The sequence below is a fragment of the Nonomuraea sp. NPDC026600 genome (assembly GCF_040638335.1).
In the GTDB taxonomy this organism is placed as follows: domain Bacteria; phylum Actinomycetota; class Actinomycetes; order Streptosporangiales; family Streptosporangiaceae; genus Nonomuraea.
In genome coordinates this window covers 158315-166778 of record NZ_JBEZYD010000026.1, presented here as the reverse complement: position 1 = coordinate 166778, position 8464 = coordinate 158315, and the positions used below count along the sequence as shown (strand labels likewise).

Sequence of the window (8464 nt, the reverse complement as noted above, 5' to 3'; positions counted from 1 at the left end):
AGCGCCGATCGCGGGCGGGCCGCAGACGGGGCGCCCCCTTTAGGGCTGCCGCCCCTTCCAGTTGTCCGGTGTTAGTCGATATCACCGCCCCCCACGGTGGTGAGCTGGTGGCCGTTGGCGCGGGGAGGGGGGATCACCTCCTTGGGCGGCGAGGTCTGCCTGTGCTCCTCGCGGTACTTGGCGACGTGACGGTGCATCGTCGCTGTGGGGATGCCGAGCTGGGTGGCGAGGGGCCGGATGGGCACCTCGCCGGTCGGCGTGATGGCGTCGGCGATGGCGTCGTAGATCTCCTTCCGGGTGGGTTTGCCATCGCTGTTCCGATCGCCCGCGCCGGTGTTCCGGTTGGGCGTTCCGCCGTTCTGGTCGGGCGTTCCGCTGCCGCCGTTCCGGCTATTCCGCTCGGCTGTTCCGCTGGTGGCCCGGTGTCCTGTTTCAGGGGCGTTCCGGTCGTTGCCTGCGGGGCGTTCCACAGGTTTCTGGAACACGATCCGGATAGGCCGTGAGGGGCGTTCCACGGGCTGTTCCACGATCTCCTTGTGGAACAGGATGCGGGTGTTCCGCACCGCCTGTTCCACCGGCTTGTGGAACACGATGCGGGTGTTCCGCTCAGGCTGTCCCAAGGGCTGTTCCGCTTCGGAGAGTCCCAGGTCAGCACGGGTGACGCCCGCGAGGGTCGTGAGGAGGACGGCGTCGCTACGGGAGACGATGATCTGTTCCAGCAGGGCGCGCCGGTCGGCGTTCCGGGTGAGGTCGAGGTCGCGTTCCGCGGCCCGGTAGATGCGTTCCATCCGCAACCGGATGTAGGTGTTCCACCGGGTGTCCCACCAGCCGTTCCGATCGGCGTTCCGCTTGACGCTGCGCGCGTACCGGATGACCCAGTCAGCGACCCGAGTGAGACGCTGGTGAACCTCGGCGTCGGCCGTCTCGGTCGCGCGGGCGGTCACCAGGCCGAGACGGGTCAGGATGTATTCCGGCGTCCACACCCAGCGGGATTCACGGCGGCGGCGGCTGCCGTTGGCCTCCTGCTCGATGCGCAGGGCGTGGTGCCACAGGATGACCCCGACGATGGGCGCGGCCGCGCGCAGTAGGGGGATGCTCGGGGTGCCGGTGTCCAGGGCTGCGGAGGCAGAGATGACTGCGGACGCAGAGGCGAGCAGCCAGGTCATTCGTGTGGCCTGACCTGCCTCAATGTGCCTCTTCTGGCCGATCAGCTCCTTGGCGCGCAGTGCGAACGCCAGCAACGGGCCTTCCAGGAGGCCGATGCCGAGCCACGGCAGCCACCGCACGCCGGGAGCGGCCCGGGTGATGACCTCGAACATGCCCTCACCGGCGAAAACGAGGGCGGCGGAGGCGCAGGCCCAGGTCACGGCGTCGGCCAGTGAGCGGCGCGGCCGCTCTTGCTGCGCCCGCATGGGGAAGACCCACCGCCTGAGCATGCGGAACAGCCCGAGCAGCAAGGCCAAGGCGGACGCGCCGGCTGCGGCCCAGTAGGGCGGCGCCACGTCACGCAGCGGGTCAAATCCGACGATATCGATCACGGTAAGTCACCTTCAGTATGTCCACGAGGATGTCCACGGGATGTCCACGGCGATGTCCAAATCGGGGCGTTTGGACATCCACCCCCCTACGCGCGTGCGCACGCGCGTGTGTACGGGCGGGGAGTGGGGGCGGCCGGCTGGGCGGCCGCCTGGGTCACGGGGAGTAGGTGTAAGCCACTCCCCCGGGGTCGGCCGCTCCCCCGGCGGGGCCGCCCTCCCCGACCGCCCCTGCCGGGCTGCGGGGATCGGGGTATACGTCCAGGTCGGCCACCCCGTCCAGGGGGTGTATGTGCAGGTCGTCAGGGGTGTCGTCGGGGCCGGTGGTTGTCGCCTCTCCCCCGCCGCCGGCGCCGGTGCCTCGTCGGGACCTGATGGTCTCCTCTGCGGCCAAGACGCCGACGACGAAGTCGCGCTCCCCCACGATGCGCCGCCACTTCCCTCGTTCCGTCTGCTCGACGAGCTCCTTCGCGCGCCACTCGGCGCGGCGCTCGTGCGCCCACTGACGGCTGCGCGCGGGCGCGACGGCGGCGTTCGACGTCGCTGTGGACACCAGGCCGGGGGAGAGGTGCGCGGCGGCGAGCGCCCGCAGGTGCGGGTCGGTGATCTCGGACACCAGTGCGGCGGTGTCGTCGATGCGCTCGGACACGACCAGCCGTACCGGCTTGTCGTCGGCCGCGGCCGCGCGGCCGCGCTCGGAGCCCGGGGCAGGCTCCATGCCGAGCCGGATCCGCGCTTCGCGCACCTCGCGCTTCTGCGCCTCGCTCGCGTACTGGAGGAGGTGGTCGGGCAGGTGCGCCCAGCGGTTCCGGTAGAAGGGGAGCCGGTCGGCGGTGGACGCCTCCAGGGTGGGGGCGAGCGTCTCGGTCTCGGTGGCGGTCTGCATGAGCATGGAGTCGGTCACCTCCGGCGTGTAGATGAGGGTGGGGTCCTCGCTGCCGCTGGCCTGCACATAGAAGGCGCCGGCCGGGAGTTCGCTGGTCTTGTAGCGGTTCCAGCGGCGCAGCAGGAACTGGCTGTCGGAGTCGTAGCGGGTGCGGCCGGCGTAGGCGTCGGCGAAGTTCGGCAGCAGCTTGGGGTGGGCGCTGTCTTGGTTCCAGTACTGGGTGGCGGCGTGCACGCCGAGAAGGAAGGCGCGCGCCTCGGAGATGACCTTGTTGGTGTTCTCGACGATCGGGGCTGCGCTGCGGCGGGTTTTGGCCCAGATGGTGCGGATCTCGTCGCCGAGGATCTCGACAGCGCAGAAGTCTTCAGCGGGCAGGACCTGGTTGTGCTCGGGCAGCAGCAGTTCGGCGCGGAGCGGGATTATCTCGGCGGCGTCGGCCATCATCTCCGCGGCCTGCTCCTCGGTGACGGCGATTCGGTCGATTCGGGGGAGCAGGTGGGCGTACGCCTTGCCGCCGGACTTGAGGTCGATGACCCACAGGAGCGTGGGCGTGTAGGCGCCGAGCAGGGCGCGCAGCCGCAGCAGGTTGGACTTGGTGGAGCCGGTCGCGCCGCCGGACATGGAGTGGGTGGCGCCGTAGCCCTTGATGAACGGGGTGATGTAGTACGGCTCGCCCTGGTCGGTGATGCCGATCCAGCGCCGGTCGTACACGCTTCGCGGCATCTCGGGCGGGTCGAACCGCACGGTGCGGGCCTTGATACCGCCTTCGTGGTGGATGAGGAGGACACGGGAGGCGGCGCTGTGCTTGGGGTCGTGGACGACCTCGCGGACGGACCCTTCTGACCAGTCCATGCCGGACTCGATCTCGCGGATGGCCTTCTCCAGCTTGCGCCGGGTGACGCCTGCGGGCAGGCGCAGGGGGTATGCGGTGCGGCCGGTGCCGAACACGGTGGGGCGGGCGGCGACGACGACGCCCGAGAAGGTGAGCGCGGTCAGCACGCCGGGGAGGCGGCGGGTGCTGTAGCGGACGCGGAGCTGGGCTGACCGCCAGCGGCGCGCGTGCTTGGAGAAGCCCCAGGTGGCGGTGCCGCCTATGGTGAGCGCCGCCCACGAGGTGGCGGTGATGGGGTCGAACGGGGCGAACGCGGCGGCAGTCGTCCACGCTCCGGCCACGGCGACGGTCGAGGCTGCGGTCGTGGGGGTGACGGGCAGGACGTCGTGGCGAGACAGGAGCCAGTGGGCTCCGAATGCCGCCGTAGCGGTCGCAGCAGGGGTGAACCACCATGGGCCGCTGACCGCGTGGTGTATGGCGGCGTACCCGTAGGCGGGGATGGCGCCTGCCCAGGCGGCGTGGAACTCGCGGTGGTTCCACATGCGGCGGAGCTCCCAGCGGATGGGCCGCCACACGAGGTGGTAGGCGGCCCATCGGGCGACTGCTCGGACGGCGCGCTCCAGCAGCCCGCGCTTGGGCTGGGACGCCTGGTCGGCGTCGGAGTTGGCCGGCGGGAGTGCGGCCTGGAGCGGCTTGCCGAACACGTGGGGTTTCCTTTCTGCGAGGAGGGGATGGAGGGGTGTTAGCCGGTGATGGTCCAGCCGCCGCCGTTGTTGGAGGCGTGCTCGGCGTCGGTGGCGATGGCGAGGACATCGGTGCGGTCGGCGTCGCTCAGGCGGGGCGCGATCTCGCGGAGGGAGCGGGCGGCCTGCTCGGCCTGTTCGCCGCGCAGGGTGGTGGAGTTGGTACGGCCGCTCATGATGTTGAGCAGCGCGGCGGCGCCGGAGGAGGAGCGGCCGCCCTTTCTGGTGATCTTCTTGGCGAGGCGCTCGCTGTTGGGGTAGCCGAGGCTCGTCTTGTTGCCGAAGAAGAAGCCCATGGTGGCGGTCCTTTCGGGTTTTTGGGGGGAGGGTGGGGGTTAGTCGCGTCGTGAGGACTGGATGAGCCTGGCCAGGAAGAAGATGAGGGCGAGGGTGCCGAGACCGACCGCCCACCAGGGGGCCGTGAAGCCGATCGGCCACTGGATGAGGGTGAAGAGGGTGATGTCGAGGTAGCCGAGGCCGAGGTCGAGGTCCATCGCGGGGGTCCTTTTAGGCGGTGAGGTGGGGGGCGTTGACGGTGGTGGGGCCGGTCATCAGTCCCTTGGCGTGCTGGACGAGGTAGGCGAGCCCGATGGCGATGCCGGCGACGGCGTAGGCGAGGGCTTTGCAGGTTTCGCCGCTGAGCTCGAGCGTGACGAGCGTGAGACCGATGGTGATCCAGACGAGCAGGAGGAAGGTCCAGCCGAGGGCACGGCCGAAGTGGTAGGCGGCGCGGAAGGCTCGGCGGGTCCAGGTGGTCGGCCAGGGGGAGTGGGGGCGGTCGTTCCAGCGGTCGGCGGGCGTGGGGTGCTGACGCTGGCCGTCCCAGGTGGCGCGGCGGATGATGCTGGCTGGCACGCAGACCAGGCCGATCCACCAGAGCGCGTCCATGATCAGGCTCATGTGCAGCCCCTTCCGCCGCAGGTGCAGGTGGTGATCCGGTCGGGGCGGACGCTGGGCTGGGTGCCATCGCCGAGCTGGACGGTCACGAAGTCGGTCGTGCGCTCGATTTCGGTGGCGGGCTGCCCGTCGAAGCACACCCGTTGCGGGGTGGTCTCGGGCTGGTCCGCGTTTTTGCGGGTCCGCCTGATGAGTGGCACGTCGCGCCCTTTCCTCGGATCTTGATTAGTGGTACTAGTAGCACTAGTGCGACTAACGTAGATCGAGGGAGTTGAGGATGTCAACCGGAGCAGGCACCATTGCCCCGACAGATGCACGTAACCCGGCGGCGGCCATTGCGCTGAACGGCCGGCGGTGGGGGGAGGACCTGGTGGCGAACGCCGGGCGCGGAGATATGGCGAAGCGGATCGCCGCTGACCTACGCCAGCGGATAGGTCAGGACTTGCGCCCGGGTGATCAGTTGCCGTCCGAGGATGCGATTGCCACGCAGTACGGCGTCTCTCGCACACCGGCCCGCACCGCTCTGCTCGCATTGAAAACGGAAGGGTTGCTTGAGGCGCGGCCGCAAGCTGGATATGTGGTGCGGTTGTGGGATCCGCAGCCTTTTAACGCCAAGCTGACTGTGGCCGGTGGGCGGGAATTCGGTGCCGCGGTGTCGGTGACCACCGTGATCCCGTCCGGCCGGGTGGCGCAATTCATGCGGGAGGACGAGGACGTTGTCTGTCGGCGGGTCGTGGCGGGCGCGGTGATGTCGTCGTACTACTCCGGCCGGGCTATTACGGCGGTTCCGGAGCTGGGCAGGGCGGCGCCGCTGGAAGAAGACGATGTGGTGTTGCTCGATCGGGCCGGGCTGACGGTGGCGCGGCCGCGCGTGCAGGTGCGCGTCTACCCGCCTACTCCCGGGCAGCAGGAATTGCTCAACGTGAGCCCGGAGACGCCGGTCCTGGAGCATCTCGCGGCGCTGTGTGACCGTGAGGACCACACTCTGCTGCTGCGGGTGTGGCTTCTGGCCGGTGACCGGAACTTCCTGGAGTGGGAAGGGGTGGTCTGAGACTGGCGCGGAGGACGTCGCCGGGCCGGGCAAGGGGCAGCGTTCTACGAGCTGGTCTACGTGCCTGGCGGGGCGCCGACAGAACGACAATGCGCTGTGCATTCCCTGTGAGCACGGCACCATCGGGCGGAGACACTAGGCGCGGGCGGGCGGCATCCTGCGCGGCATGAGTGACATGGTCAAGATCACGCTCGCCCACCCGATCGGCGTCCACACCTGCCGTCAGCTTGGCCTCGACGAGGCGGAGCACCCGGTCGGCGCGGAGCTGGAGCTGCACCGCGAGCAGGCGCACCGGCTCGTCTCCGCGGGCTACGTCGTCGGCGCAAACCCGTCCGACTTCGCATCCGTCCAAGCGGCCATGAAGCCGATCAAGAGCAAGCCTGCGGCCGCGAAGCCGAGCACCCCGAGCACGCCGGCGTCGTAGTGGCCGGCGTCGAGGACCTGGCCGACGCTGATCCGCTGCCGGTGGTGCTCTCATGGCTCACGACGCATCCGGCCGTGCTGGCAGAGCTGGGCCCGGACAGGGTCGGCGCGTACTCGATTCCGCCGTATCCGCGGCTCCGCGTCACGGACGTGCCCGGCGGGATCGAGAACTACGACACCGCCGTGGTCGAGGTGCGCATCCAGATCGAGGCGCTCGGCGAGATGGACGGCAGCAAGGCCGAACTGCGCAGGCTGCTGTATCTGGCGCTCGGCGCGCTGAAGGAGTTGCCGCGCGCGGATCCGCCGCCTGCTGGCCCGGTCATCGGGTCGGTCCGGCCGGCGCAGGGCGGCGGGTTCTTGCCAGAGGCGGACAAGCGGCCGCGGTACGTGGCGCGGGCCACGGTGCGCTGCCGCCCGCGCTGGTCGGCGGAGAGCGTCTGATCGTCGGAGGCGGACGCAAGAGCCTCCTGCTCTCCATGATTCCGGCCCTGGGTCCCCAACCCGTTCCGCCGCTTCCCCGTACGTCGGGGGGCGGCTCCGCGTGGAGGGGGCCCACATGGGTGCCGAGAATGTCTTTACCGCGTCGATCGCCGCCCTGTGGCTGGCGCCGGTCGGCACCACCGCGCCGGAAGGCCCGACCGTCACCATGCCCACGGGCTGGCGGAACGTCGGACTGTTCACCCCGGACAGCTTGAGCTGGAGCGGTGACCCGGAGTTCAGCGAGACCGAGGCGCACCAGTCCGCCTACCCGGTGAAGGTGTGGCAGACCAAGGACGCCGCCTCGCTTGAGGTTGAGCTGTTGGAGTGGTCCGCGCTGAACTTTCAGGCGGTCTATGGTGGCGGCTCGATCGAGGAGGTCACGCCGTCTGGTGGCGGGGCGAAGTACTACAAGTACACCCCGCCGTCGATCGGTACGCGGGCGGAGGTCGCGGCCGTGCTGGAGCTTGGCGACGGCACCCGCCGGATGCGGCGGATCATCCCGCGGTGCATGCAGCGCGAGGGTGTCCAGCAGGAGCTCAGCCGTGACGAGTCGGCGACGCTGCCGCTGAACCTGTCCGTGCTCGGTTCCGACGTGGGCAGCGCGTTCTACGACACGTTCAACACTGCGTTCGCCAGCTTCGCGCCGGCGGTCGTGACGCCGTAACCAGGGGGTGTGGGCGGGCTGGGACGCAAGCCCCGGCCCGCCCGTACCGTCCCCGGCCATCACTCGAAGAGTCGATGGACGGGGGTCTCCTGATGGTGGACGACAGCGTAGTTCTAGATCTCAACGCGGCCAGGGCGAGCCGGAGCGGTACCGAGGGGAAGCCGATCGAACTGCGTCTCGGTGGGGCGGTCATTCTTCTGCCGGCGGAGCTTCCAGTGGATGTGCTGGAGCCGCTCGCGCATCTCAACGTGGACACCGCGCTGATCGCGCGCACCGTGTTGAACGCGTTGAAGGAGACCAACCAGGTCCAGGCCGGCCTGTCCATTGCCTCCATGGTGGTGGACCTCGTCATCCAGAACCCGTCCCTGCCCGGAGAACTGCTCGACGCGGTCCGCCTGATGGGCCGCAGGCTGATGAGCGACGGCGGCTACGAAGCGTTCGTGGCAGAGCGGCCGAGCATCCTGGACGTGGGCGCGCTACTCAAGGGCCTGGCCGGGAGGTACGCGTTCAGCGCGGGGGAATCCAAGCCGTCGTCGAGCGACTCCGCCAATGGCGACGCCTCGACGCCGACTTCCTCGACCACTTCAACGGACTCGACATCGCTGGAGTCTGGCTCGAACCCGGACAGCGGGGGTGGATTTCTGCCCGGCGATTCCTCGACCTCGCCGACGAGCTCCCTCCCGACGCCCGAGTAAACAGCACGCCCGAGCAGCGGGCGCAGCCGTGGACGTCGCTCCATGAACTGGTCGCGGAGGCGGTGGAGGAGATCGGCGTGCTCGCGGCCGATCACCGGCGCAAGAAGCCCATCAAGATCAACCGTCCGCCGCACGTGAAGCGCAGCAGTGGGCGGCCGGAGCGCGGGCAGCAGGGCGGCGGCAGCGGGATTGATCGGGCGATCAACATGCTGCTCGGGTCCACGCGGGCGCCGCGCTGAGCTGGTTGGGCGGGGACGC

12 protein-coding genes are annotated in these 8464 nt (G+C 69.7%); 6 read left to right on the top strand and 6 right to left on the bottom strand.

Annotation, left to right across the window (positions count from 1 at the left end):
* Positions 1–71 precede the first annotated feature (71 nt).
* The 6 genes from AB0F17_RS43440 to AB0F17_RS43415 all read right to left on the bottom strand — a co-directional run bounded on the left by AB0F17_RS43440 (position 72) and on the right by AB0F17_RS43415 (position 5093).
* A complete protein-coding gene (locus tag AB0F17_RS43440; protein ID WP_358035750.1) occupies positions 72–1538 on the bottom strand; it encodes a hypothetical protein in 1467 nt (488 codons plus the stop codon).
* A 154-nt stretch (positions 1539–1692) separates the two neighbouring features.
* Positions 1693–3957, bottom strand: coding sequence for a hypothetical protein (locus AB0F17_RS43435; protein WP_358035748.1), 2265 nt, complete (start codon positions 3955–3957; stop codon positions 1693–1695).
* 38 nt (positions 3958–3995) lie between these two features.
* Entirely contained in the window at positions 3996–4292 is a 297-nt protein-coding gene (locus AB0F17_RS43430) for a hypothetical protein (protein ID WP_358035746.1), read from the bottom strand.
* Positions 4293–4331: 39 nt separating this feature from the next.
* Positions 4332–4490 (bottom strand): hypothetical protein, encoded by a 159-nt coding sequence (locus tag AB0F17_RS43425; RefSeq protein ID WP_358035744.1) that lies wholly within the window; start codon positions 4488–4490, stop codon positions 4332–4334.
* A 13-nt stretch (positions 4491–4503) separates the two neighbouring features.
* A complete protein-coding gene (locus AB0F17_RS43420; protein ID WP_358035742.1) occupies positions 4504–4896 on the bottom strand; it encodes a hypothetical protein in 393 nt (130 codons plus the stop codon).
* On the bottom strand, positions 4893–5093 hold the full coding sequence (locus AB0F17_RS43415; RefSeq protein WP_358035740.1) for a hypothetical protein: 201 nt from the start codon (positions 5091–5093) through the stop codon (positions 4893–4895). The genes AB0F17_RS43420 and AB0F17_RS43415 overlap by 4 nt, the downstream gene beginning before the upstream one ends.
* Positions 5094–5170: 77 nt before the next feature.
* On the opposite strand from AB0F17_RS43415, the gene AB0F17_RS43410 reads away from it, so the two are divergent.
* From AB0F17_RS43410 to AB0F17_RS43385, 6 genes are all read left to right on the top strand, one after another.
* Positions 5171–5944 carry a GntR family transcriptional regulator gene (locus AB0F17_RS43410; protein ID WP_358035738.1) on the top strand — a complete coding sequence of 258 codons (774 nt, stop codon included), beginning with the start codon at positions 5171–5173 and terminating at the stop codon, positions 5942–5944.
* A gap of 166 nt (positions 5945–6110) precedes the next feature.
* Positions 6111–6368, top strand: coding sequence for a hypothetical protein (locus tag AB0F17_RS43405; protein ID WP_358035736.1), 258 nt, complete (start codon positions 6111–6113; stop codon positions 6366–6368).
* Positions 6368–6808 (top strand): hypothetical protein, encoded by a 441-nt coding sequence (locus AB0F17_RS43400; protein WP_358035734.1) that lies wholly within the window; start codon positions 6368–6370, stop codon positions 6806–6808. Before AB0F17_RS43405 ends, AB0F17_RS43400 begins: the two co-directional genes overlap by 1 nt.
* Positions 6809–6923: 115 nt before the next feature.
* Positions 6924–7511, top strand: a complete 588-nt coding sequence (locus tag AB0F17_RS43395) for a hypothetical protein (RefSeq protein WP_358035732.1) — start codon at positions 6924–6926, stop codon at positions 7509–7511.
* 92 nt (positions 7512–7603) lie between these two features.
* Positions 7604–8206, top strand: coding sequence for a hypothetical protein (locus tag AB0F17_RS43390; RefSeq protein ID WP_358035730.1), 603 nt, complete (start codon positions 7604–7606; stop codon positions 8204–8206).
* A gap of 62 nt (positions 8207–8268) precedes the next feature.
* Positions 8269–8445 carry a hypothetical protein gene (locus tag AB0F17_RS43385; RefSeq protein WP_358035728.1) on the top strand — a complete coding sequence of 59 codons (177 nt, stop codon included), beginning with the start codon at positions 8269–8271 and terminating at the stop codon, positions 8443–8445.
* Positions 8446–8464 lie beyond the last annotated feature (19 nt).